General features: G+C 35.1%; 20 protein-coding genes and 3 tRNA genes. 12 read left to right on the top strand and 11 right to left on the bottom strand.

What is annotated here, in order from left to right; all coding sequences use genetic code 11:
* Nucleotides 1-53: 53 nt before the first annotated feature.
* The 6 genes from ychF to htrA form a co-directional block, all read right to left on the bottom strand.
* The gene (ychF, locus tag N8M95_RS05095; protein ID WP_261116732.1) at nt 54-1,169 is read right to left on the bottom strand and encodes a redox-regulated ATPase YchF; all 1,116 of its coding nucleotides are present in this window, start codon (nt 1,167-1,169) and stop codon (nt 54-56) included.
* A gap of 84 nt (nt 1,170-1,253) precedes the next feature.
* Nucleotides 1,254-1,448, bottom strand: a complete 195-nt coding sequence (locus tag N8M95_RS05090) for a DUF951 domain-containing protein (protein WP_261116731.1) — start codon at nt 1,446-1,448, stop codon at nt 1,254-1,256.
* A 64-nt stretch (nt 1,449-1,512) separates the two neighbouring features.
* Complete coding sequence (gene dnaN / locus N8M95_RS05085; protein WP_020902310.1) at nt 1,513-2,649, bottom strand: DNA polymerase III subunit beta; 1,137 nt, start codon at nt 2,647-2,649, stop codon at nt 1,513-1,515.
* A gap of 158 nt (nt 2,650-2,807) precedes the next feature.
* Nucleotides 2,808-4,169 (bottom strand): chromosomal replication initiator protein DnaA, encoded by a 1,362-nt coding sequence (gene dnaA / locus N8M95_RS05080; protein WP_261116730.1) that lies wholly within the window; start codon nt 4,167-4,169, stop codon nt 2,808-2,810.
* A 213-nt stretch (nt 4,170-4,382) separates the two neighbouring features.
* Nucleotides 4,383-5,141 (bottom strand): ParB/RepB/Spo0J family partition protein, encoded by a 759-nt coding sequence (locus N8M95_RS05075; protein WP_049486824.1) that lies wholly within the window; start codon nt 5,139-5,141, stop codon nt 4,383-4,385.
* A 57-nt stretch (nt 5,142-5,198) separates the two neighbouring features.
* The gene (gene htrA, locus N8M95_RS05070; RefSeq protein ID WP_049486825.1) at nt 5,199-6,380 is read right to left on the bottom strand and encodes a serine protease HtrA; all 1,182 of its coding nucleotides are present in this window, start codon (nt 6,378-6,380) and stop codon (nt 5,199-5,201) included.
* Nucleotides 6,381-6,563: 183 nt separating this feature from the next.
* Between htrA and rlmH the strand changes: the two genes are divergently transcribed.
* The 7 genes from rlmH (at nt 6,564) to N8M95_RS05035 (ending at nt 9,737) form a co-directional block, all read left to right on the top strand.
* Nucleotides 6,564-7,043: a 23S rRNA (pseudouridine(1915)-N(3))-methyltransferase RlmH gene (gene rlmH, locus N8M95_RS05065; protein ID WP_004269820.1), complete on the top strand. Its 480-nt coding sequence runs from the start codon at nt 6,564-6,566 to the stop codon at nt 7,041-7,043.
* Between the two features lie 43 nt (nt 7,044-7,086).
* Nucleotides 7,087-7,160, top strand: a tRNA-Arg gene (locus tag N8M95_RS05060).
* A 165-nt stretch (nt 7,161-7,325) separates the two neighbouring features.
* Entirely contained in the window at nt 7,326-7,448 is a 123-nt protein-coding gene (gene comC / locus N8M95_RS05055) for a competence-stimulating peptide ComC (protein WP_020902306.1), read from the top strand.
* 12 nt (nt 7,449-7,460) lie between these two features.
* Nucleotides 7,461-8,786 (top strand): competence system sensor histidine kinase ComD, encoded by a 1,326-nt coding sequence (gene comD, locus N8M95_RS05050; protein ID WP_261116729.1) that lies wholly within the window; start codon nt 7,461-7,463, stop codon nt 8,784-8,786.
* Nucleotides 8,783-9,535, top strand: a complete 753-nt coding sequence (comE, locus tag N8M95_RS05045; RefSeq protein WP_000866073.1) for a competence system response regulator transcription factor ComE — start codon at nt 8,783-8,785, stop codon at nt 9,533-9,535. Before comD ends, comE begins: the two co-directional genes overlap by 4 nt.
* Nucleotides 9,536-9,586: 51 nt before the next feature.
* A tRNA-Glu gene (locus N8M95_RS05040) sits at nt 9,587-9,658 on the top strand.
* Nucleotides 9,659-9,663: 5 nt separating this feature from the next.
* A tRNA-Asn gene (locus N8M95_RS05035) sits at nt 9,664-9,737 on the top strand.
* 40 nt (nt 9,738-9,777) lie between these two features.
* On the opposite strand, the gene N8M95_RS05030 is transcribed toward N8M95_RS05035, so the two are convergent.
* A complete protein-coding gene (locus N8M95_RS05030) occupies nt 9,778-10,320 on the bottom strand; it encodes a TetR/AcrR family transcriptional regulator (RefSeq protein WP_001158274.1) in 543 nt (180 codons plus the stop codon).
* A 127-nt stretch (nt 10,321-10,447) separates the two neighbouring features.
* Between N8M95_RS05030 and N8M95_RS05025 the strand changes: the two genes are divergently transcribed.
* Nucleotides 10,448-13,090, top strand: a complete 2,643-nt coding sequence (locus tag N8M95_RS05025) for a YhgE/Pip domain-containing protein (protein ID WP_261116728.1) — start codon at nt 10,448-10,450, stop codon at nt 13,088-13,090.
* Nucleotides 13,091-13,120: 30 nt separating this feature from the next.
* Here the strand turns inward: N8M95_RS05025 and N8M95_RS05020 are convergent, their stop codons facing one another.
* Nucleotides 13,121-15,664 (bottom strand): YfhO family protein, encoded by a 2,544-nt coding sequence (locus N8M95_RS05020; protein WP_261116727.1) that lies wholly within the window; start codon nt 15,662-15,664, stop codon nt 13,121-13,123.
* 58 nt (nt 15,665-15,722) lie between these two features.
* Nucleotides 15,723-17,345, bottom strand: a complete 1,623-nt coding sequence (locus N8M95_RS05015; RefSeq protein ID WP_000958774.1) for an ATP-binding cassette domain-containing protein — start codon at nt 17,343-17,345, stop codon at nt 15,723-15,725.
* A 205-nt stretch (nt 17,346-17,550) separates the two neighbouring features.
* Here N8M95_RS05015 and trpS point away from each other — a divergent pair, with 205 nt between their 5' ends.
* Both trpS and guaB read left to right on the top strand, forming a co-directional pair.
* The gene (gene trpS / locus N8M95_RS05010) at nt 17,551-18,576 is read left to right on the top strand and encodes a tryptophan--tRNA ligase (RefSeq protein WP_020902301.1); all 1,026 of its coding nucleotides are present in this window, start codon (nt 17,551-17,553) and stop codon (nt 18,574-18,576) included.
* A 151-nt stretch (nt 18,577-18,727) separates the two neighbouring features.
* Nucleotides 18,728-20,206 carry an IMP dehydrogenase gene (guaB, locus tag N8M95_RS05005; RefSeq protein ID WP_000073401.1) on the top strand — a complete coding sequence of 493 codons (1,479 nt, stop codon included), beginning with the start codon at nt 18,728-18,730 and terminating at the stop codon, nt 20,204-20,206.
* A 50-nt stretch (nt 20,207-20,256) separates the two neighbouring features.
* Here the strand turns inward: guaB and recF are convergent, their stop codons facing one another.
* Together recF and yaaA are read right to left on the bottom strand one after the other, a co-directional pair.
* The gene (recF, locus tag N8M95_RS05000) at nt 20,257-21,354 is read right to left on the bottom strand and encodes a DNA replication/repair protein RecF (RefSeq protein WP_020902618.1); all 1,098 of its coding nucleotides are present in this window, start codon (nt 21,352-21,354) and stop codon (nt 20,257-20,259) included.
* A 2-nt stretch (nt 21,355-21,356) separates the two neighbouring features.
* Nucleotides 21,357-21,725 (bottom strand): S4 domain-containing protein YaaA, encoded by a 369-nt coding sequence (gene yaaA, locus N8M95_RS04995; protein WP_020902300.1) that lies wholly within the window; start codon nt 21,723-21,725, stop codon nt 21,357-21,359.
* A 158-nt stretch (nt 21,726-21,883) separates the two neighbouring features.
* Here yaaA and yfmF point away from each other — a divergent pair, with 158 nt between their 5' ends.
* Both yfmF and yfmH read left to right on the top strand, forming a co-directional pair.
* Complete coding sequence (yfmF, locus tag N8M95_RS04990) at nt 21,884-23,134, top strand: EF-P 5-aminopentanol modification-associated protein YfmF (protein ID WP_261116726.1); 1,251 nt, start codon at nt 21,884-21,886, stop codon at nt 23,132-23,134.
* Nucleotides 23,131-24,414 (top strand): EF-P 5-aminopentanol modification-associated protein YfmH, encoded by a 1,284-nt coding sequence (gene yfmH, locus N8M95_RS04985; RefSeq protein WP_261116725.1) that lies wholly within the window; start codon nt 23,131-23,133, stop codon nt 24,412-24,414. Before yfmF ends, yfmH begins: the two co-directional genes overlap by 4 nt.
* The last annotated feature ends 16 nt before the right edge of the window (nt 24,415-24,430 follow it).

Genomic DNA, 24,430 nt, shown 5'->3' with positions numbered 1-24,430 from the left:
CCAAAAGGGTTGGAATTTTTTTCCAACCTAATTGACACTATTCATTAATTTTTTTAGACATTAAAGCGGAATTCCATAATATCGCCATCTTGAACGATATATTCTTTTCCTTCTTCACGCAAGCGTCCAGCTTCTTTTACAGCCTTTTCAGATCCGTATTTCACCAAATCATCGTATGACATGGTTACTGCACGAATAAAGCCTTTTTCAAAGTCTGAGTGGATAATACCAGCTGCTTGAGGAGCCTTCATACCACGTTTGAATGTCCAAGCGCGAACTTCTTTTTCACCGGCTGTAAAATAAGTTCCCAATCCAAGCAAGTGGTAAGCTGCACGAGTCAACTTGTCAACGCCTGATTCTGTCAAACCAATGGCTTCAAGAAACTCTTTTTTATCTTCATCGTCCAATTCAGAAATTTCTTCTTCAGCACGCGCTGAAATGACTACTACCTCTGCATTTTCTGTCTCTGCAAATTCACGAATTTGTTTAACATAGTCGATAGAGTCAGGTTCTGAAACCACATCCTCGTCCACATTGGCAACATAGAGCACTGGTTTAGTCGTCAAAAGGAAGAGACCTTTGACAACCTTTTGCTCCTCATCTGTAAATTCAATAGTTCGAGCTGATTTTCCATCTTCAAGGACTGGTTTAATCTTTTGAAGAACATTGAATTCTGCCACAGATTCTTTATCTTTTTGCGTACGTGCCATCTTTTCTACACGCGCATAACGTTTATTGACTGATTCTAAGTCAGCAAGAATCAATTCCAGGTTAATGGTATCAATATCCGCAAGTGGATCCACAAAGGCATCTTCACGTCCTTGCTCGCGCATGACATTTTCATCATCAAAAGCACGAACTACATGAACAATCGCATCTACTTCACGGATATTGGCCAAGAATTTATTTCCTAGTCCTTCTCCTTTTGAAGCTCCTTTTACAATCCCTGCAATATCTGTAAATTCAAAAGTTGTTGGAACTGTCTTTTTAGGAGTAATCATTTCAGTTAGTTTTTGGAGGCGTTCATCTGGAACTTCTACCATTCCAACGTTTGGATCAATCGTCGCAAATGGGTAGTTTGCTGCCTCTGCTCCTGCTTTTGTAATTGCATTAAATAGTGTTGATTTACCAACGTTTGGCAAACCAACGATACCTGCTGTTAAAGCCATATTTTCTCATTCTCCGTTTTCATTTCAATCCCTAATATTATAACACAAAAAGGGAAAACTTGCTAACCCTCTAACTAAGGGTTCTCAGTCAGTAATTTTATTCATTTTTCGATCAAAATCATAGCGCCCCATCATGACAACATGGTCACAATTACTGCATTTTATCTTGATATCTGCTCCAACACGGGTAATTTCCCAACGATTTGCTTTTTTACCAGTTGACTTGATGGTGCAAGCATGTGGTTTTTTCATCTCAACAAAATTTCCAACTTGATACATACTACTCTCCTTTTCTTTTTCGATTATATCATAAAAGAGGCGAGCTAGGCTCAACCTCTTTCACTTAATTTGTACGAACTGGGGTGATAAGTTGCATGAAGTCCTCTTCAGTATCAGCTGGCACAAGAGTAAATGGACGAACAGCTGAGATAAAGCTAATAGTCACCTTTTCGCTATTTAAAGCCTTGAGTGAATCAATCAAGTAAGTTGGGTTGAAACTAATAGTCAAATCTTCACCAGTCACTTGATCAGTATCGATTTCTTCGTTTACTTTACCAACTTCTGGAGAGTGAACATGGGCGCTAACAACCCCATCTTTAATTTCAAGTTTCACAGTACCATTTTGAGTAGCACTTGATAAAAGACGAGCACGTTCCATTGACTGGCGTAAGTTTATAACATCAAAAGTAATAGTAGTATTAAAGTCCGTTGGAATCAAACGATCTGTATCAGGATAGTTACCTTCTAACAAACGAGTATAGAAGCTAATATTTTCGCTTCTAAAGAGGATTTGGTTATTGGCAAAGAAAATCTCTACAGTTTCAATATCATCTGTAAATACCGCTGAAAATTCGCGTAGAGAACGGCTAGGAATGACAACATCAAAATCATCACTATTTTTCTCAAGCGTTAATTTTTTCTGGCTTAGACGATGAGAGTCTGTTGCCACTGTTTTTAGCTCCTTGTGTTGACTTAATACAAAATGAACACCTGTTAAAATTGGACGACTCTCTTGTGTACTTGCAGCAAAGGCTGTTTCATTGATAATTTTCTTGAGTAATTTTGTTTCAAGAACCAAAGGAGTGCTTGCTGAAATTTCTTGGATTCGTGGATATTGTTCGCTATCTTTTCCTTTTAGGGTAATTTCTGATTTGCCGCTGGTTAAAACAATTTGATTTTGTTCAATTTCTTTAAAATCAAGAGTCACATCAGGTAGACTAGATACCACATTGATAAAGAAAGAAGCTTCAAGAAGGATCGAACCTAAAGAAGTAATTAATAAACCAGCATCTTCATTTTTTTGAGAAATAAAATTTTCAATTGAAATTTGACCATTTGAACCAATTAAAGTAACACCTTCATTGGTCACGTCAATTTTTACGGTTGATAAAATAGGAATAGCATTTTTAGAACTAATAGCTCTCTTAGTAGTATTTAATGCTTGTAGAAATAAATTTTTATTAATTGAAAAATGAATCATGGATTCTCCTTTATTTATTTTTAGTATTAGAAGGATAATAGTAATAATAGAGTCTGTGAAATCTGTGGAAAACAGACTTTAAACAAGTCATATCAAGTTTTTTAGCTTGTTTAAAAAATGTGGATAAAAAAGATAAAAAAGCAAGAGTTATCCACAAGTTATTTGATTTTCTTTTTGATTGATTCAATTTCTAAACGTAAATTATCGTCTTCATCAATCAAAGATTTAATTTTAGCATGGGCATGAATGACTGTTGTGTGATCTTTTCCACCAAATTCCTTCCCAATTTTTGGAAGACTATTATCTGTTAGTTCTCTAGATAAATACATAGCTACTTGACGGGCTAAAACAATATTTTGAAGGCGTCTACTTCCCTTCATTTCTTTGACACTGACACCATAAAAGTTACCAACTTCATTTTGAATTTTATCAATTGGGATGACGAGCATTTGGCTAACATCTTGTTTGCGAGCTCTAATGGCTTCTGCAGCGATATCGATAGTGATATCCTTAATCTTCTTCACTCTTGCAATTAAAGTGATGTCGTTGATTGCTCCTTCAAGTTCTCGAACGTTTGAATCAAATTGGCCAGCTAGGTATTCTAGGGTATCACTTTGGAAATTGTAGTCTAAATGCTCTGTTTTACTTTGTAAAATGGCAATACGTGTTTCAAAGTCAGGTGGTGTGATGTTTTGCGTCAAGCCCCAGCTAAAGCGCGTGACAAGCCGTTCTTCAAGGCCTTCTAAGTGTTTAGGACTACGATCACTAGTCAGAACAATTTGTTTTTGATTGCTATGGAGAACATTGAAAGTATTGAAAAATTCTTCTTGAGTTGCAACTTTTTTTCCACTCAGCGATTGGATATCATCAATTAACAAGAGATCAAGACTACGGTAAGTTTTTTTGAACTTTTCCATTTCACCAAGTCTCAGGTGTTCAAGAAAGTCGTTGATAAAGCTTTCAGCAGGGATGTACTTCACACGCGCATCAGGAATATTTTTCAAAATCTCATTCCCAATTGCATTGAGTAAGTGAGTCTTACCAAGGCCAGGTCCTCCATAGATAAAAAGAGGGTTATAGGTCAGAGCCAAATCTTCAGAGACAGCCAAAGCGGCTGATACTGCCCAAACATTTCCATCTCCTTGGATAAAATTATCAAAGGTATACTTTTCTTTTAATCCAGTATCCGAATAAGGAATAGATGCTAACTTTGGACTATAGTCATAAAGAGTTGAATTTGGAGCTTCTTCAACTTGTGAAATAGTCGTATCTTTAGGCTTGGTGAAAATATAGTGGGGAGTTATTTCAGCATCATAAATTTCAAAACCAGCTACTACAATGATATCTTTTAGTTGTTTTTCCCAGACCATTTCCATTTCAGATCGTGGTAAAAATATAGTGGCAACATTTTCCTCTACCTTAATGAGTTCAGCTTGAATAGCATAGAAATCATACATGGATCGAGTTAATCTTTCTTGAGCAAATTCTAATATACGATTCCAAAATTGTTTTTCTTTCAATCCATTCTCCTCCTTTACTATTTAAAAGTTTAATGTTAGACTTATTTTACCATAGATAGCAAGAATTTTCCACAAGCTGTGAAAATTAATCCACAATGTTATCAAGTTTTATCCACAGGTTGGGGATAAAATCAAAAACTATTGATTTATTAAGCTTTTTATTAAAAAAAAAGAGTGGATAACATTGTGAGATAAAAAAATAAAAGAACAGCCTTATTTCAGGCTGTTGATAATTCTACTGTATTCTTCTTGATTTGAGAAAGCAATAATGATTTTTCCGCTATCTTTTTTAGACAGTTTGATTTCTACATCTAATCCGAGTAGTTTTTTTAACTGTTCTTCTTCATTTTGTATGAAATAATCATTTTTTTTCTGTTTCTTTTGTTTTTTCTCTGTCAGAAGAGCTTCTAACTTCCTTACAGAAATGTCTTCATATATAATCCGTTGAAAGAAATAGTCTTGTTGTTCCTTATTCAAGCCAACTAGAGAACGCGCATGGGCTTGTGATAGTTTGCCATTTTCTACTTCTGAGAGGATCTGTTCTGGCAAGGACAGCAAGCGAATAGAGTTGCTGATATAAGGACGAGACTTGCCCATTTTATCTGCAATTTCAGCATGGGTAAATCCTTTCTCTACAAGAGATTCATAGGCGCGTGCTTCTTCTATTGGATTTAAATTTTCTCTTTGTAAATTTTCAATGATGGACTGGACCATCATCTCTTGGTTTGAAAGTTGTTTAACAACAGCTGGGATAGACGTTAGACCAGCTAAAAGTGAAGCGCGATAGCGTCTCTCTCCTGCAAGGATTTCATAACCAATAACAGGAGATTGACGAACAATAATCGGTTGAATGACCCCATTTTCTTTGATAGACTGTGCTAGTTCATGTAGTTTTTCTCCATCAAATTCTTTTCGAGGTTGATAGGGATTTTTTTGTATATCCGTGATAGAAATCATTTCAAATTTTTCCATGATTCTACACTAACACATCTTTTCTCTTATGTAAAGCTTTCTTTACATAGATGTCAATTAAGATTCTAAATCGCCTGAACTCTTGTCAAGTTTAATAGATGTAGTTTCTTCTTTACCGTTACGATAGTAAGTTATCTTAATGGTGTCTCCGATAGAATGATTGTAAAGAGCACTTTGTAAGTCTGTTGATGAAGCGATGTCTTTGTCATCTACTTTTGTAATAACATCGTATTTTTCAAGGTGACCATTTGCAGGCATATTACTTTGCACAGAACGAACAACTACACCAGATGTTACACTGCTTGGAATATTCAGTCTTCTAATATCACTTGTATTAATATTTGAGAGATTGACCATTTGAATTCCCAAAGCTGGACGAGTCACTTTTCCGTTCTTTTCCAATTGTTCAATAATATTGATAGCATCATTTGCAGGGATTGCAAAACCAAGACCTTCTACAGATGTTCCTCCATTTGTGGCAATTTTACTTGAGGTAATTCCGATAACCTGTCCTTGAATATTGATTAGTGGGCCACCAGAGTTACCTGGGTTAATAGCAGTATCAGTTTGGATGGCTTTTGTAGAAATGGCTTGTCCATCTTCAGATTTTAAAGATACATTTCGATTGAGACTAGATATGATACCTTGAGTGACAGTATTAGCATATTCAGAACCTAACGGGCTACCGATAGCAATAGCAGTTTCTCCTACGGTTAACTGACTAGAATCACCAAATTCCGCTACTGTTGTCACTTTTTCTGAAGATATTTTGACGACAGCAATATCAGAGAAAGTGTCAGCTCCGACGATTTCTCCAGGTACCTTAGTTCCATCTGACAAACGAATATCTACTTTGCTGGCACCATTTATAACGTGATTGTTGGTGACAATATAAGCTTCTTTGTCATTCTTTTTATAAATAACCCCAGATCCTTCACTAGAGATTTGCTGAGAATCTGTATCTGTATCATCATTGCCAAATACGCTATTTTGTCTGTTAGCTGAATAAGTAATAACAGAAACAACAGCGTCTTTTACTTTGTTAACAGCCTGTGTTGTTGAATTTTCGTTCTTATAGGCAGTCTGTGTAATAGTACTATTGTTGTTGGAGTTACTTACAGTACTTTTCTGAGTTAGTTGGTTTATTGAAAAACTCCCCAAGGCTCCACTAATAAAGCTAATGACGATAACGACTAATAATTGAAACCATTTTTTGTAAAATGTTTTGAGATGTTTCATATTTGCCTCCATATGTTTTAAATTAATGAAAGTATAAACTGACTAGCTTAATTATAACTTAAAAATAAAAGTTTTTCACAGATTGTGGATAACTTTCAAAAATCTGTGGTTTTCTCGGCTAAAATTAACCTTTTATTTTGTGAATAAGATGTGAAAAAATAGAGAATATGTTAGAATAGAGTCATGAAAATTAAAGTTGTAACAGTTGGGAAACTGAAAGAAAAGTATTTAAAAGATGGTATCGCAGAGTATTCAAAACGAATTTCTCGATTTGCTAAGCTTGAAATGATTGAGCTAGCAGATGAAAAAACACCAGATAGGGCCAGTGAGTCAGAAAATCAAAAGATTTTAGAAATAGAAGGTCAGAGAATTTTATCAAAAGTTGGTGACCGTGATTTTGTTATTGCGTTGGCTATCGAAGGGAGAACTTTCTCCTCAGAAGAATTTAGTAAGCAGCTAGAAGAAGCTTCTATAAAAGGATTTTCTACTCTTACCTTTATTATTGGAGGGAGTCTGGGGTTAGCACAGGATGTAAAAAAAAGAGCCAATCTTTCTGTTAGTTTTGGTCGCTTAACCTTGCCTCATCAGTTAATGAGACTAGTCCTTGTTGAACAAATCTATCGGGCTTTTACGATTCAGCAGGGATCACCCTATCATAAATAGAAAATTGACTTTCAATTGGATTTTTGGTAGAATAGCTGTATTAGGTCTCATAGCTCAGCTGGATAGAGCATTCGCCTTCTAAGCGAACGGTCGCAGGTTCGAATCCTGCTGGGATCAATATAGTAGCAAAGCTGGGAATTTTCCCGGCTTTTTTCTTAAAAAAGTACACTTGGGGAGAAAAAAATGACAGTTGAGAGAATTTTGTCTACAATGAAATTCCATTTTGTATAATAGTTTTTGTAAGTTAGCTTACAAGAAAAAAACATTTTAGGAGATTTTATTATGAAAAACACAGTTAAATTGGAACAGTTTGTAGCCTTGAAGGAAAAAGACTTGCAGGAGATTCGAGGTGGGGAAACTAGAAAAACAATTAATAGTTTACTTAATCTCTTCAAAAGAAGATAAGGGAGTAGAATAATGGATTTTTTCTTATTAGTAGATTTGATATTATATGTTTTTATTATTAGTCAAAGTTACCGTTTAATTTGTAAAAGGCAAATAAAAACAAAGGAATTATGCTTTTTTGGTGGTTATACATTACTAGTAGGAACAGTACTTGACCTTCCTTTTTATCTTCTATACTTAGAGGGGTTAGGGATTGGAACATTTTTATTTCCTTTGATGCTATATTTCTATTTTAAATGTATTAAACAGTATAAGAGGGATAGAGGACTATTCCTAAGTTTACTACTATCTCTTTTATATGAGAGCACTCATACCTTTCTGTCTGTAACTTTCTCCTCTCTAACAGGAGACAATTTTGTTTTACAATATTATGGCCTATTCTTTTTAGTTGTAACGGTGTTGACTTATGTCGTTATCGTAACAATCATTCGTTATTTCCATTTGGAACTAAACTATTTTGACAAAGATTATCTCTATCCTTTCTTGAAAAAAGTCTTTTTTGCTTTACTACTTCTACATATTGTATCTTTCATTTCAGATATGGTAAGTACGATTAAACATTTGAATAGTTTTGGAAGTATTTTATCATCTATTGTCTTTATCTCTTTACTTTTGACCTTTTTTGCAATGAATTCGCATAAAGAAAAAATGGAGAAAGAGATTGCTTTGAAGCAGAAGAAATTTGAACAGAAACATTTACAGAATTATACAGATGAAATTGTCGGACTGTATAATGAAATCCGTGGTTTTCGACATGACTATGCCGGGATGCTTGTCAGCATGCAGATGGCAATTGATAGTGGTGATTTACAGGAAATTGACAGAGTTTACAATGAAGTTTTGGTCAAAGCAAATCACAAACTGCGTTCAGATAAGTATACTTACTTTGACTTGAACAACATAGAAGATTCAGCTTTACGAAGTTTGGTTGCTCAGTCAATTGTCTATGCTCGAAATAATGGTGTAGAGTTTACACTGGAAGTAAAAGATAAGATTACCAAGCTCCCAATTGAACTATTGGATTTGGTTCGTATCATGAGTGTTTTATTGAACAATGCTGTAGAAGGATCAGCTGATAGCTATAAAAAACAAATGGAAGTAGCAGTTATTAAGATGGAAACCGAAACAGTTATTGTGATTCAGAATTCATGTAAAATGACGATGACTCCTTCAGGAGATCTATTTGCCTTAGGATTCTCCACTAAGGGAAGAAATCGCGGAGTAGGCTTAAATAATGTGAAAGAACTACTAGATAAATACAACAATATTATTTTAGAAACAGAGATGGAAGGCAGTACATTTAGACAAATTATTAGGTTTAAGAGGGAATTTGAATGAAAGTTTTAATTTTAGAAGATGTTATTGAACATCAAGTGAGACTAGAGAGAATATTGGATGAAATTTCGAAAGAATCGAATATTCCAATATCATACAAGACAACGGGAAAAGTTCGTGAGTTTAAGGAATATATCGAAAATGATGAAGTAAACCAGCTTTATTTTCTAGATATTGATATTCATGGAATTGAGAAAAAAGGGTTTGAAGTTGCTCAGTTTATTCGTCATCACAATCCTTACGCTATTATCGTCTTTATCACCAGTCGATCAGAGTTTGCGACTCTAACCTATAAATACCAGGTATCAGCCTTAGATTTTGTTGATAAGGATATCAATGATGAGTTGTTTAAGAAGAGAATTGAGCAAAATATCTTCTACACGAAGAGTATGTTACTTGAAAATGAAGATGTTGTAGATTATTTTGACTACAATTACAAGGGAAATGATTTAAAAATTCCTTACCATGATATTTTGTATATTGAAACGACAGGTGTCTCTCATAAATTACGCATTATTGGTAAGAATTTTGCCAAAGAGTTTTACGGTACCATGACAGATATTCAGGAAAAGGACAAACATACTCAGCGATTTTATTCTCCTCATAAGTCATTTTTGGTAAATATAGGCAATATCAGAGAAATTGATCGAAAAAACTTAGAAATTGTTTTCTATGAAGACCATCGTTGTCCTATTTCAAGATTAAAAATTAGAAAATTAAAAGATATTCTAGAGAAAAAATCTCAAAAGTGATTGACAATTAGTAAGAAATTGATATAATGGTTATATCTGCTACAGATAGAAGGTCCGTTGGTCAAGGGGTTAAGACACCGCCTTTTCACGGCGGTAACACGGGTTCGAATCCCGTACGGACTATTTTATCCGCCATAGCTCAGTTGGTAGTAGCGCATGACTGTTAATCATGATGTCGTAGGTTCGAGTCCTACTGGCGGAGTATAGATAAAAGGGAACACAGTGTTGTTCCCTTTTTTGCATCAATTCGTATCACCAAGCATCTTCATGAGGAAGTCTGTTATTTCTTGAGGACTTTCTTTTTTTCCATGTGCAATCCAAGTTTGGCAAACACCAAAAAGTGCGTGAGTTAGATAGATGCTACTGTATTCTAATTCAGTGGTATTGAGATTCAGTTGTATAAATCGTTTTTGTAAATCTGTACTGAGCATGATATGAAGTTTATTTCTTAAGAAATTTTGGATTTCTTTAGTCCCATTTTCAGAAAGAAGGGCAGCTAGAAGTGGTTCTGACTCTAGATATTCAAATACTTCTAGAATAGCATCTCTTTTGTGATGAGCATGTTTTTGAAAAATATATTCAAATGTATGAAATAGCTTGCTTTGATAGTGCTCAATCATATCATACTTATCCTTATAGTGAGTATAGAAGCTGGAACGACTAATTCCAGCTTTTTCTGCTAGCTTGACAGTAGAAATTTGATCAAATGGCTGTTCCATGAGTAATTGTACCATAGCATTTTCAATAGTTCGCTTTGTTTTTAAGCGTTTGTTACTTTCTTGCATATTTCCTCCTTGTAAACAAATTAGACTATATGTCTAAAAATGGATTTTTTATCTTGTAATTTAGATTTTTTAATGTATAATCTATTATATCAAAATTTTAGACAATATGTTTAAAAAAGGAGAAACTATGTTTAAAGAATGGAAAGCAATTTTTAAAAAACCAACCTTTATTATTGTCATGATAGGAATTTCTCTTATTCCCGCTCTGTACAATATCATATTTTTATCCTCAATGTGGGATCCATATGGTCAAGTGTCTGACTTACCTGTGGCAGTTGTCAATAATGATAAAGAGGCCTCTTATAATGGTAATAGCATGTCTATAGGAAAAGACATGGTGTCTAATTTAGAGCAAAATAAATCATTGGATTTTCATTTTGTAGATGAAGAAGAAGGTAAGAAGGGTCTAGAAAACGGTGATTATTATATGGTAGTCACTTTGCCAAGTGACTTGTCTGAAAAAGCAGCTTCTATTTTAACGGATCACCCTGAGCAAATGCAAATCGATTATCAGACTTCAAGTGGTCATAGCTTTATTGCCAGCAAGATGAGTGATTCTGCAATGACACAATTAAAGCAGAGTGTTTCTACCAATGTAACCGAGACCTATACTAAAGCTTTATTCAACAAAATGGTCGATTTAAAGGATGGTATGAGTCAAGCAGCTTCTGGAAGTGAAAAACTAACTGATGGAGCGAATCAGTTAGTGGCAGGAAGTCAAACATTAACTATTAACCTAAACTCTTTAGCAGCTTCAAGTTTAACATTTTCAAATGGAACGGAGCAGTTTACTAAAGGATTATCCTCTTATGTCTCTGGTGTTGAACAACTTCATCTTGGCTTAGGGAATTTTAATAGTGGTTTAGTTACATATACTGGTGCAGTGAGTCAATTAGATAGTGGGTTAGGTCAATTATCTTCTAAAAGCCCTGAATTAGTGAGGGGAATTAATCAATTATATACTGGTGTAGAATCTTATACTGGCGGTGTTTCTAAGCTCAATGCTGGTCTTAATCAATTTTCATCTGGTGTTAGTGCCTATACAAATGGAGTGGGAAATCTTGCAACAGGTGCTAATCAGTTATCTAATCAATCAGCTACACTTCGAATGGGTGTGGAGCAATTAAGTGAAGGGATTCAACAACTTTCTAGCAAGTTAGATACTTCGTCTGAGCAAAAAGATCAAATTAATAAATTATCTTCTGGTTTGAATCAGTTAAATCAAGCTATTCAAAATATTGATGTTGGAGATACAAAACAATTAGATTCTGTTTTATCAAGTATAGTATCTCTTTCTAATCAAATGTTAGCAAGTGTTCAGTCTGATAAAGCGACTACATTAGCCAATATTCAATCGACAGCAGCTTATCAATCATTGACAAGTGAGCAACAAGCTGAGATAAGTGCTTCTGTATCTCAAAATTCGACTGATAGTATTCAATCGGCTCAGTCAATTGTAGCTTTAGCTCAAGGTTTACAGGGAAGTTTAGAAAACTTACAAAATCAATCTTCTAATCTTTCGACATTAAAAAATCAAGCTAATCAAGTATTACCGCTTGCTTCTACTTCTTTGACAGAATTGTCAAGTGGATTAACAGAAATACAAGGAGCTGTTACTAGCCAATTAGTTCCTGCCAGTCAGTCTATTACATCAGGTGTAAATGCATATACTGCAGGTGTTGATAAAGTTTCTCAAGGCGCAAGTCAACTAAGTGAAAAAAATTCCACCTTGACAGGTAATTTGGACCAACTAGTTTCAGGCTCAACTACCTTGACACAAAAATCTTCTAGCTTGACAGCAGGAGTTGGTCAATTAGTTGAAAAAACTCCAGAATTAGTATCTGGTATTGAAAAATTATCAACTGGATCCAATCAATTGAATCAAAAGAGTCAAGAATTAATGGCAGGAGTTGATAAATTGCAGTTAGGATCGGGCCAATTAGCTGATAAATCCAGTCAGTTAATTTCAGGTGCTTCTCAATTAGAGAATGGAGCTAATAAATTGGCAGATGGATCTGGGAAGCTTGCAGAAGGTGGAACAAAGTTAACTTCTGGCTTGGAAGGTTTACAGACAGGAGTTGCTTCTTTAGGACAAGGATTGAGTAATGCTAGTGATCAACTCAAATCAGCATCTACGGAATCTAAAAATGCAGAGATTTTATCAAATCCTCTCAGTCTTTCCAAAACAGACAATGATCAAGTTCCTGTAAATGGAGTTGCAATGGCTCCTTATATGATATCAGTTGCTCTCTTTGTTGCAGCAATATCAACGAATATGATCTTTACGAAGTTACCTTCAGGACGTCATCCGGAGAGCCGCTGGGCTTGGTTGAAATCTCGAGCTGAAATAAATGGTATTATAGCTGTTTTAGCAGGAACTTTGGTATATGGAGGAGTTCATCTTATTGGTCTAACTGCTAATCATGAAATGAGAACATTTATTCTCATCATCTTAACAAGTTTAGTATTCATGTCTATGGTGACTGCTTTGACAACATGGAATAGCCGTATAGGAGCTTTCTTCTCTCTTATCTTGCTTTTATTACAGTTGGCATCAAGTGCCGGTACTTATCCACTTGCTTTGACAAATGATTTCTTTAGGGCTATTAATCCTTGGTTACCAATGAGTTATTCAGTTTCAGGATTACGACAAACAATCTCTATGACAGGAAATATTCATCACCAAGTTATTTTCCTTTCTGTGATATTAGTACTATTTATTGGTTTAGGTATGCTAGCCTATCAACCTAAGAAAATGGAAGGAGATTAAAAAAATCGACCGATTAACTGGTCGATTTTTTTATGCCTTAGATGACTTTCGTCTGTGATTATAGATTCCAAATAGTAAGAGAGAAGTAAATGAACAGATTGCTCCAGTAATAAACCCATTGGGAATAAAGGAAAGTGTAATAGTTCCTTTCCCCTTAGGAACGTCAACTTTCATAAAGCCAGTTTGAGCTTGTTTAATTTCTATTTTCTTACCATCTTGGTAGGCAGACCAACCTTTGTCATAAGGAATGGTGAAGAAAATAGACGTATCTTGTTGGACATCATATGTAGCAAAAACCTTGTTTTTAGAAGTCGATACTGTTACTGGTTGTTCTTTAATTTTTTGAATTGCCTCAGTTAAAGTTTGGGTATCTAAACGGTAGAAGGTAGGAGATTCAAATGATACTTGTGAATTTCCAGGGAAACTAACAGTAATATTGAAAGTTTTTTTCTCTTTTGTATAGCCTAGATTAAAAAAGGAGAATGTATTATCAGTTGTAAAAGTTTTCTTTTCCCCATTGACAAGAATGTCCACCTTTTTTTGTTTGTCATTAGAAAAGTGAAGGTTTGTGAAAGAAAGATAAACTTGGCTGTTTTCTGGCACTTCAATTTGATACTGGATTGCTGCATCCTCATTTGAAAAATTTGTGACACTAATCAAATCATTAGTATTTTCTGTTTTTTCATAAGGGATTGGAGAAAAATAATCAAAATCGACGTTAGCAAGTTGATTTAAAAACGAGGCTTGATTATCCAAAGTGTGTTCATTGAACTTGACATCATTGTAAACAGATTGACTAGCAAATGCAATCGGAAGAGAGAATTGATTTTCATATAGGGTAAGATTATCTTTTTGATAGATATCTTTAAAACCATACTTATCAATAGGACTGTCTGAGATATTGTACTGGATACCAAATAAACTATCAGCCAAAATACTATTATTTGCATAGCGGAGATTGAGATTAGTCCCAGAGGATTTAAACCCAAGTTTATCCAAAGTAGAGCTTGCTGAACGATTTCGAACAGATGAAAATTGAGATATTCCATTGTAGTTGAATTTCATACTGTCATTTCCTGTATGAATTTCTAGTTTTTCAGTACGAGTAAATTGATTTCCAATATATGTTGAAAAAGATTCCATAGCTGGGATATCTCGATTATAAGCACTTCGAGAAACAAATCCCCATTCCTTAGCAATTCCGTCCATTTGAGATGAAGCATTTAAGCTCATTTCAACCATTATAAATAAAGAGATTAGAATAGCAAATAGATTTACAGAGATAAACTTTTTGATAACTGCAAGGAGTAAAAGAGAATAGACAACTAAAAATTCAAGAGTAAGTAGAATATTCAAATCTGTTAAAAAAGAATAATGCGATTTTAGATAGATGGTAGCTAAAAATCCTGTTACAACAAGAAAAATCGAAGCTAAAAAATTCCAGACTTTAATTTTTTTCAGACGATTTAAGACTTCTGCTGCTGTGTAAATTAACAAGGTAGAGAAAATCCAAGCATAGCGATGTAAAAACATATTTGGAGTATGCATACCTTGCCAAAATAAATCAAGAGCTTCTATATAAAAGCTTGCAATTAGAAATGCAAAGAAAATTGCATAGATAAGTTTCACGTGAAACTTAATAGATTTCATCGTAAAAAATAAAATGGTTAAAACAAAGGGAAGCAGTCCAACAAAAATCATTGGGATAGCCCCATACTTTGTTGTATCGAATGAACCAATGAATTGCTTGGCAAAGAGATCAAGATACCAGCTACTTTCAGTTTGAAACTTTGTAACTTCTGTCAATTTTTCCCCATGTGTCTGTAAATCAAATAGAGTAGGAAGAGTCAGAATCAAACTAGCCATACCAGCTAAAAAGGAGGTGACTATGAAATCAAGAACCGATGATTTTCGTGTTTTAAAGTCCCACGAAATTTGACAAAGATACCAGAAAATAAGAAACAATGCTGTCATATAGCCAAAATAATAATTTTGAATAAACAAAATTGACAGACTTGTAAAGTACAATAGGAATTTCTTTTCAGTTATAAGTAGGTGTAAACCAGTTATAATTAAAGGAATTAAGATAAAAACATCTAGCCAAGTTTTTATCTCTAGTTGACTAACAGAGAAACTCATCAGAGCATAGGAAGTAGATAAAGCTAGTTTTAAAGGCTTGGGAATCGATTGAAATAGTTTATTTAAACTAAAGTAAGTTGACAGTCCAATCAATCCAAATTTTAAGAGAGTTGTCAGATAGACAGCATCTGGCATATTCGACAGATTAAAAAAGTAAACTAGAGGTGAAAGGAAACTTCCCAAGTAATAACTAGATAGGGCATAGAAATTTAATCCGAGGCCACTTGTAAAGGTGTAAAACAGACTACCATTTCCATGTAGGATATTTCGTAAAGTTACATCAAAAATAACGTATTGATGAAACCCATCTCCTAATAGTGGAGATGTATCGCTGTTCCAGTAGATACCTTGAGATAGATATACTCCTGTCATAATCAATAAGGGAATGATGAAAGAAACAAAATAGGTCCAATATGTTTTAAAAAATAATTTCATGTTACCTCATAAAATGTTAGAAAACTCAGCTGGTTAATCCAGCTGAGTTTTGAAGTTTTTAGTCTTTCCAAAGTTCTTTTACTTTTGCTTGTACTTCTGCATTTTCTAGGAATTCATCATAGGTTTCATCGATACGGTCAATGACGCCATTTTTGGACAAGACAATGATATGGTTAGCTAGAGTTTGAATAAACTCGTGGTCATGGCTAGCAAAGATGATTGATTCTTTAAAGTTTTTCAATCCATCATTCAAGCTTGAGATAGATTCCAAGTCCAAGTGATTGGTTGGATCATCAAGTACAAGGACATTTGATTTCAAGAGCATAAGTTTTGAAAGCATGACACGCACTTTTTCTCCCCCTGACAAAACGTTTACAGGTTTGTTAACTTCATCTCCAGAGAAGAGCATACGACCGAGGAAGCCACGTAGGAAAGTATTGTCATCTTCCTCTTTACTTGCGAATTGACGCAACCAGTCAAGGATTGACTCTCCTCCTGCAAAATCTGCCGAGTTATCTTTTGGCAAGTAAGAACGGCTAGTAGTTACTCCCCACTTGACAGTTCCTTCATAGTCAATGTCACCCATGATTGCACGAATTAATGCAGTCGTTTGGATGTCATTTTGACCAATAAGAGCTGTCTTATCACCTGGACGCAAGATAAAACTGATATTATCTAAAATAGTCTCACCATCAATCTTTACAGTTAGATTTTCTACTGTCAGGAGATCATTACCAATCTCACGCTCCGCTTTAAAGTTGATAAATGGATATTTACGACTAGATGGCACAATCTCTTCTAGCTCAATCTTATCAAGCATTTTCTTACGTGATGTTGCTTGTCTTGATTTGGAAGCATTAGCAGAGAAACGAGCTACGAATTCTTGCAATTGCTTAATTTTTTCTTCTGCTTTAGCATTACGGTCTGCTAGCAATTTAGCAGCGAGCTCAGAAGATTCTTTCCAGAAGTCATAGTTTCCGACATAGAGTTTGATTTTTCCGAAGTCAAGGTCGGCCATGTGAGTACATACTTTGTTTAAGAAGTGACGGTCGTGGGATACTACGATAACGGTGTTATCAAAATCAATCAAGAAGTCTTCTAGCCATGTAATTGATTGGATATCCAAACCATTGGTCGGCTCGTCCAAAAGAAGGACATCTGGTTTACCAAAAAGTGCTTTGGCGAGGAGAACCTTTACTTTTTCACCGTTGGCCAATTCGCTCATATTTTGATAGTGCAATTCTTCTGGGATATTTAGGTTTTGAAGGAGTTGAGAGGCTTCACTTTCTGCTTCCCATCCTCCAAGCTCGGCAAACTCTCCTTCAAGTTCTGCAGCACGCACTCCATCTTCGTCTGAGAAATCTTCCTTCATGTAGATGGCATCTTTCTCTTTCATGATGCTATAAAGTTTTTCATTTCCCATGATAACAACATCAATGGCACGTTCATCTTCATAGTCAAAGTGATTTTGACGAAGAACAGAGAGACGTTCATCTGGACCAAGAGAGATGTGACCAGTAGTAGGTTCGATATCTCCAGCTAAAATTTTTAAAAAGGTTGATTTTCCGGCACCATTAGCACCGATCAATCCGTAAGTATTTCCTTCTGTAAATTTGATATTGACATCATCAAAAAGTTTGCGATCACTAAAACGTAGTGAAACATCAGATACTGTAAGCAATGTTTTTCTCCTATATATGTAATATATTTATTCTACTAGAAAATACGGAAATATTCAAATTTTTATCTGTCAATTTTGTGTAAATTAAATTTACAGCATACTTTACACAAATCCGTAAATAGCAAGGCTGATTTATTTTGATAAATTACGGTTATTTCATTAAAAAAATGCTATAATTGAAGGGACTATATCGAAGGAGAACAAAATGACTAAACCCATTATTTTAACAGGAGACCGTCCAACAGGAAAATTGCATATTGGACATTATGTTGGAAGTCTCAAAAATCGAGTATTATTACAGGAAGAGGATAAGTATGATATGTTTGTGTTCTTGGCTGACCAACAAGCCTTGACAGATCATGCTAAAGACCCTCAAACCATTGTAGAGTCTATCGGAAATGTGGCTTTGGATTACCTTGCAGTTGGATTGGATCCAAGTAAGTCAACTATTTTTATTCAAAGCCAGATTCCAGAGTTGGCTGAGTTGTCTATGTATTATATGAATTTAGTGTCATTAGCACGTTTGGAGCGCAATCCAACTGTCAAGACAGAAATTGCTCAGAAGGGATTTGGAGAAAGCATTCCAACAGGATTTTTGGTTTATCCAATTGCACAAGCAGCTGACATCACAGCCTTTAAGGCCAACTATGTTCCTGTTGGGACAGATCAGAAACCAATGATTGAGCAGACTCGTGAAATTGTTCGTTCTTTTAACAATGCATATAACTGTGATGTCTTGGTAGAACCGGAAGGTATTTATCCAGAAAATGAGAGAGCAGGGCGTTTGCCTGGTTTAGATGGGAATGCTAAAATGTCTAAATCACTCAATAATGGTATTTATTTAGCTGATGATGCGGATACTTTGCGTAAAAAAGTAATGAGTATGTATACAGATCCAAATCATATCCGCGTTGAGGATCCAGGTAAAATTGAAGGAAATATGGTTTTCCATTATCTAGATGTTTTTGGTCGTCTAGAAGATGCTCAAGAAATTGCTGACATGAAAGAACATTATCAACGAGGTGGTCTTGGTGATGTGAAGACCAAGCGTTATCTACTTGAAATATTAGAACGTGAACTGGGTCCTATTCGTGAGCGCCGTATTGAATTTGCTAAGGATATGGGAGAAGTTTATAATATGCTTCAAAAAGGTAGTGAAAGAGCGCGTGAAGTTGCGGGTCAAACCCTATCTGAGGTTAAAGGAGCAATGGGACTTCATTACTTTAACTAAGTTTATTTTACAAGAAACTATCATTTCTATCTCAAAGAAAAGATAGTTTTTTATTTACCCCTGTAATATTTGACAAATTTTTATAGAATGGTATGATAGATACAATATAAAAAGAGTCAAGCTCAAAAAGAAAGAAAAGAGGAAACTTCGAATGTCTAATTGGGACACTAAATTTTTGAAAAAAGGTTTTACCTTTGATGATGTATTGCTTATTCCAGCTGAAAGTCATGTGTTGCCTAACGATGCAGATTTAACAACTAAATTGGCAGATAATTTGACTTTAAATATCCCAATTATTACCGCTGCCATGGACACAGTTACAGAGAGTCAAATGGCCATTGCTATTGCTCGTGCAGGCGGTCTCGGAGTTATCCATAAAAACATGTCAATTGCTCAACAAGCAGACGAGGTTCGCAAGGTAAAACGTTCTGAAAATGGAGTTATTATTGATCCGTTCTTCTTGACGCCTGAACATACAATTGCTGAAGCAGATGAGCTTATGGGTCGTTACCGCATCAGTGGTGTTCCAGTTGTTGAAACACTTGAAAATCGTAAATTGGTTGGTATTTTGACAAACCGAGATCTTCGTTTTATTTCAGACTATAACCAACCAATCTCAAATCATATGACCAGTGAAAATCTTATTACTGCTCCTGTGGGTACAGATCTTGCAACAGCTGAGAGTATTCTTCAAGAACACCGTATTGAAAAGCTTCCTTTGGTAGATGAAGAAGGTCGTCTTTCTGGTTTGATTACTATCAAAGATATTGAAAAAGTTATTGAGTTTCCAAATGCTGCTAAAGATGAGTTTGGTCGTCTATTAGTTGCAGGTGCAGTAGGTGTTACTTCAGATACATTTGAACGTGCAGAGGCTCTTTTTGAAGCAGGAGCGGATGCGATTGTTATTGATACTGCACATGGTCATTCTGCAGGTGTCTTGCGTAAAATTGCTGAGATTCGTGCTCACTTCCCAGATCGTACTTTGATTGCTGGAAATATTGCAACAGCTGAGGGTGCCCGTGCTCTTTATGAAGCGGGTGTAGACGTTGTCAAGGTTGGTATTGGACCAGGTTCTATCTGTACTACTCGTGTGATTGCAGGTGTTGGTGTTCCGCAAGTAACAGCTATCTACGATGCTGCAGCTGTTGCGCGTGAATATGGTAAGACTATCATTGCTGACGGTGGAATCAAGTATTCTGGAGATATTGTAAAAGCACTTGCGGCTGGTGGAAATGCTGTTATGCTTGGATCTATGTTTGCTGGAACTGATGAAGCTCCAGGCGAAACTGAAATCTTCCAAGGACGTAAATTCAAAACTTACCGTGGTATGGGATCAATCGCTGCCATGAAGAAAGGTTCAAGCGATCGTTACTTCCAAGGCTCTGTCAACGAAGCAAACAAACTCGTTCCCGAAGGAATTGAAGGTCGTGTTGCTTATAAAGGAGCGGCAGCTGATATTGTCTTCCAAATGATTGGTGGTATTCGCTCTGGTATGGGTTACTGTGGTGCAGCTAACCTTAAGGAACTACACGATAACGCTCAATTTATTGAAATGTCTGGTGCTGGTTTGAAAGAGAGCCATCCTCATGATGTACAAATTACGAATGAGGCACCAAATTATTCTATGTAAAAAACAATGAAAAGAACTCCCGTGAAAACAGGAGTTCTTTTACGATGTTGTCAATTTTGATTTACAGTAACTTGACCATCCTGAATAGTGAAGATACTTAGATTTTCTGGCAGATTTTGAAGATGGTCTAAGCTTGTTGTTGTAATAAAGGTTTGGATTGACTGAGAAATCGTTTCTAATAATTTTAGTTGTCTAGTGTTGTCAAGTTCACTCATAACATCGTCAAGCAGTAATATTGGACATTCTGTAGTAATGCTTTCCATTAATTCGATTTCTGCTAATTTTATAGAAAGGACGAGACTACGATGTTGGCCTTGACTTCCGAAACTAGCATCCATCCCATTTATATAAAAAGAAATGTCATCTCGATGAGGCCCAACACCAGTATTCTTTTTAAATAAATCTCTGGACCTACTTTTTTCTAAAGCAATTTTGAAAGATTCTGATAAGTCTTCTTTGTCAGTTGACTTTACAGAAGATTGATAGGATATTGACAACTCTTCAATCTGATTAGAAAGTTCAAAATGTTTCTTACGGCCAAATGATTCTAGTTTTTTTATGAAATCTAAGCGGTGATTCATTACACGACATCCATAATCGACTAGCTGATCATCTAGTACTGAAAGGAAGGTTTCATCTATTTTTTGAGCTGATTTTAGATAGGTATTTCTTTGCTTAAGAATATGATTATAATTGGTTAAATCTGATAAATAGATTGGCTTAATTTGCCCAAGCTCCATATCAATAAATTTTCGTCGAACCGAAGGTGCTCCTTTAATTAGTTGTAAATCTTCAGGAGCAAATAAGACAACATTCATGTGTCCGACATAATCTGAAAGTCGTGCCTGTTTTAAGTGATTAACTTTTGTCACACGCCCTTTTTGTGTTAGTTCGATTTCGAGAGGAATGGATCCCGTTTGTTTCTGAACAAGACCTGAAAGATGAAGTTGTTCCTCGTCAAAATGAATGAGATTTTTATCTGTTCGAGTCCGATGACTACGTGTTAAGGCTAAAAAATAGATAGCCTCTAATATATTTGTTTTACCTTGCGCATTGCGTCCTAAAAAGACATTTAATTTAGGATTAAAGTCTATTTTCGTCCCTTTGTAGTTACGAAAAGATTTGAGAGATAGGTGTTGTAGCCACATGATTATCTACCAGGGAATCGTGGAGCTTGTTTGCTTTTTGGTGATGAAGTAGGTTTAGAGTTGTCTTTCTTTACTCTCTTATTCATCTCCTTGACAAGTTTAGCGATTCGTTCTTTTTCAACTCTATCATCTTGGTATTCATCCTGTTCTTCAGAAGTAGGTTGTGTCAACAAGATGTCAATATTCATGTCAGGGATGTCAACTTTATCACCAATACGAAGTTTTTTACCACGACGATTTTCTAATTCCCCATTAAAGTAAACAGAATGTTCAGAGAGAAATGATTTAATAGCTCCTCCGCTATGTGTAATTCCAAGTTCTTTGAGTAGTGCTTGGAGGGTAATAAATTCTTCAAATAATTTGTATTCCATAATTCACCTCAATCTTTGGTATTATACCATATTTTCCTAAAAATAGTGAGAGAAACAAGGAGTAATGTAAGCGATTTTTATTTCAAAAGTGTTACAGAGAACAAGAAAATTTCAGGTTTTCGTGATATAATAGAAGTCTGTATATAAGGAGGTAAATCATGGAGTTAGTGCATGGAATTTCAACACATTTTATCCAATCAAAAAAGTTTAAAACGAACAAAATCGCCGTGCGTTTTACCGCTCCATTATCCCTCGATACGATTTCAGGTCGCATGTTGAGTGCGAGTATGCTAGAGACTGCTAATCAGATGTATCCCACTTCTCAAGATTTGAGAAGACATTTAGCCAGTCTATACGGTACAGATATGTCAACCAATTGTTTCAGAAGAGGGCAAAGTCATATTGTAGAATTGACATTCACCTATGTTCGTGATGAGTTTTTAAGTAGGAAAAATGTGCTAACTTCTCAGGTTTTGGAACTAGTAAAAGAAACTCTTTTTTCCCCCGTAGTAGTTGATAATGGGTTTGATTCGGCCTTATTTGAAATTGAGAAAAAACAATTGCTAGCAAGTTTAGCAACTGATATGGATGATTCTTTTTATTTTGCACATAAAGAATTGGATAAATTATTTTTTCATGATGAACGTCTCAGATTGGAATATAGTGATTTACGAAATCGTATTTTAGCTGAAACTCCACAAAGTTCTTATTCTTGTTTCCAAGAATTTTTGGCCAATGATCGAATAGATTTCTTTTTCCTAGGTGATTTTAATGAGGTTGAAATTCAAAATGTATTAGAATCATTTGACTTTAAAGGTCGAAAAGGAGATGTGATGGTTCAGTATTGTCAACCTTATTCCAATATCCTTCAGGAAGGTATGGTTCGGAAAAATTTGGGACAATCCATTTTGGAATTAGGCTATCATTGCCCTTCTGAATATGGTGATGAGCAACATTTACCCATGATTGTAATGAATGGTTTACTTGGTGGATTTGCTCACTCTAAGCTCTTTACAAACATCCGTGAAAATGCTGGATTGGCTTACACTATTTCAAGTCAGCTTGATTTGTTTAGTGGATACTTGAGGATGTATGCTGGTATCGATCGAGAAAATCGTAACCAGGCTCGTAAAATGATGAATAATCAACTGATTGATTTAAAAAAAGGATATTTTACAGAGCTTGAGTTAGAGCAAACAAAGGAAATGATTCGTCGGTATCTGTTACTTTCTCAAGATAATCAAAGTTCATTGATTGAACGTGCTTATCAAAATGCCTTACTTGGAAAATCTTCAGCAGACTTTAAAAGTTGGATTGCAAAACTCGAGCAAGTTGACAAAGATGCTATTTGTAGAGCAGCTAATAATGTGAAACTACAGGCGATTTACTTTATGGAAGGAATAGAATGACAAAGGTTGTTTTTGAAGAAAAATACTATCCAGCTGTAAAAGAAATGGTTTATCGAACTCGTTTGTCAAATGGATTGACAGTTGCTCTTTTGCCTAAAAAGGAATTTAAAGAGGTTTACGGGAGTGTAACTGTACAGTTTGGTTCGGTAGATACGCTTGTCACAGAAGTTTACGGAGATGTAAAAGAATATCCTGGAGGAATTGCTCATTTTCTTGAACATAAATTATTTGAGAGAGAAGATGCTAGCGATTTGATGTCGGCTTTTACGAGTCTAGGTGCAGATAGTAATGCCTTTACAAGCTTTACAAAAACAAGTTATCTTTTTTCAGCAACGGATCATTTTTTAGAAAATTTAGACTTACTTGATGAATTGGTAACATCAGCACATTTTACTGAAGATTCCATTTTAAGAGAGCAGGATATTATTCAGCAAGAACGAGAAATGTATCAAGATGATCCAGATTCGTGTTTATTCTTTTCAACTTTAGCGAATTTGTATCCTGGCACACCTTTAGCAACTGATATAGTTGGAAGTGAGGAGTCAATTTCCCAAATTAATCTAACTAATTTGCAAGAAAATTTTACAAGATTTTACAAACCTGTAAATATGTCTCTGTTTTTAGTTGGTAATTTTGATGTGAATCAAGTACAGGACTATTTTGAAAGAAAAGAACTGGAAGAGTTAGATGTTCAGGAAGTAGCAAGAGAAAAGTTTGTTTTAAAAGATGTAAAGCAAACAGACAGTATGAGAATGGAAGTATCTTCTCCTAAACTAGCGATTGGTGTTAGAGGTAAACAAGATGTTGCTGAGGATGATTGCTATCGACATCATATTTTATTAAAATTATTGTTTGCAATGATGTTTGGTTGGACTTCGGATCGTTTTCAAAAGTTATATGAATCAGGTAAAATTGATGCGTCCTTATCTCTTGAAGTTGAAGTAACAAGTCGCTTTCATTTTGTTATGTTGACAATGGATACAAAAGAGCCAGTTGCTTTATCTCATCAGTTTAAAAAGGCTATTCGTAATTTTACAAAGGATTTAGATATTACAGAGGATCATTTAGATATTATTAAAAGAGAGATGTTTGGAGAATTTTTCAGTAGCATGAACTCTCTTGAATTTATTGCAACGCAATATGATGCTTTTGAAAATGGTGAGACAATTTTTGATTTGCCAAAAATTTTACAGGAAATTACTTTAGAGGATGTCCTTGATGCTGGACATCATTTAATAGATGATGGTGATATAGTTGATTTTACAATATTCCCATCGTAGTAACCTATCATAATCG

The organism is Streptococcus mitis (assembly GCF_946190325.1).
Lineage (GTDB): Bacteria > Bacillota > Bacilli > Lactobacillales > Streptococcaceae > Streptococcus > Streptococcus mitis_CF.
The sequence above is the reverse complement of the archived record's forward strand: the minus strand, read 5'-3'. Positions and strand labels throughout refer to the sequence as shown.

Bases quoted from the DNA above. Each gene is read 5' to 3' on its own strand.
- N8M95_RS05025 (WP_261116728.1), top strand. From the start codon at position 10,448: ATGTTTAAAGAATGGAAAGCAATTTTTAAAAAACCAACCTTTATTATT.
- htrA (WP_049486825.1), bottom strand. From the start codon at position 6,380: ATGAAACATCTCAAAACATTTTACAAAAAATGGTTTCAATTATTAGTC.
- comE (WP_000866073.1), top strand. From the start codon at position 8,783: ATGAAAGTTTTAATTTTAGAAGATGTTATTGAACATCAAGTGAGACTA.
- yfmF (WP_261116726.1), top strand. From the start codon at position 21,884: ATGGAGTTAGTGCATGGAATTTCAACACATTTTATCCAATCAAAAAAG.
- guaB (WP_000073401.1), top strand. From the start codon at position 18,728: ATGTCTAATTGGGACACTAAATTTTTGAAAAAAGGTTTTACCTTTGAT.
- recF (WP_020902618.1), bottom strand. From the start codon at position 21,354: ATGTGGCTACAACACCTATCTCTCAAATCTTTTCGTAACTACAAAGGG.
- ychF (WP_261116732.1), bottom strand. From the start codon at position 1,169: ATGGCTTTAACAGCAGGTATCGTTGGTTTGCCAAACGTTGGTAAATCA.
- N8M95_RS05075 (WP_049486824.1), bottom strand. From the start codon at position 5,141: ATGGAAAAATTTGAAATGATTTCTATCACGGATATACAAAAAAATCCC.
- N8M95_RS05090 (WP_261116731.1), bottom strand. From the start codon at position 1,448: ATGTATCAAGTTGGAAATTTTGTTGAGATGAAAAAACCACATGCTTGC.
- N8M95_RS05030 (WP_001158274.1), bottom strand. From the start codon at position 10,320: ATGCAAGAAAGTAACAAACGCTTAAAAACAAAGCGAACTATTGAAAAT.
- dnaN (WP_020902310.1), bottom strand. From the start codon at position 2,649: ATGATTCATTTTTCAATTAATAAAAATTTATTTCTACAAGCATTAAAT.
- N8M95_RS05020 (WP_261116727.1), bottom strand. From the start codon at position 15,664: ATGAAATTATTTTTTAAAACATATTGGACCTATTTTGTTTCTTTCATC.
- comC (WP_020902306.1), top strand. From the start codon at position 7,326: ATGAAAAACACAGTTAAATTGGAACAGTTTGTAGCCTTGAAGGAAAAA.
- yfmH (WP_261116725.1), top strand. From the start codon at position 23,131: ATGACAAAGGTTGTTTTTGAAGAAAAATACTATCCAGCTGTAAAAGAA.
- comD (WP_261116729.1), top strand. From the start codon at position 7,461: ATGGATTTTTTCTTATTAGTAGATTTGATATTATATGTTTTTATTATT.
- yaaA (WP_020902300.1), bottom strand. From the start codon at position 21,725: ATGGAATACAAATTATTTGAAGAATTTATTACCCTCCAAGCACTACTC.
- rlmH (WP_004269820.1), top strand. From the start codon at position 6,564: ATGAAAATTAAAGTTGTAACAGTTGGGAAACTGAAAGAAAAGTATTTA.
- trpS (WP_020902301.1), top strand. From the start codon at position 17,551: ATGACTAAACCCATTATTTTAACAGGAGACCGTCCAACAGGAAAATTG.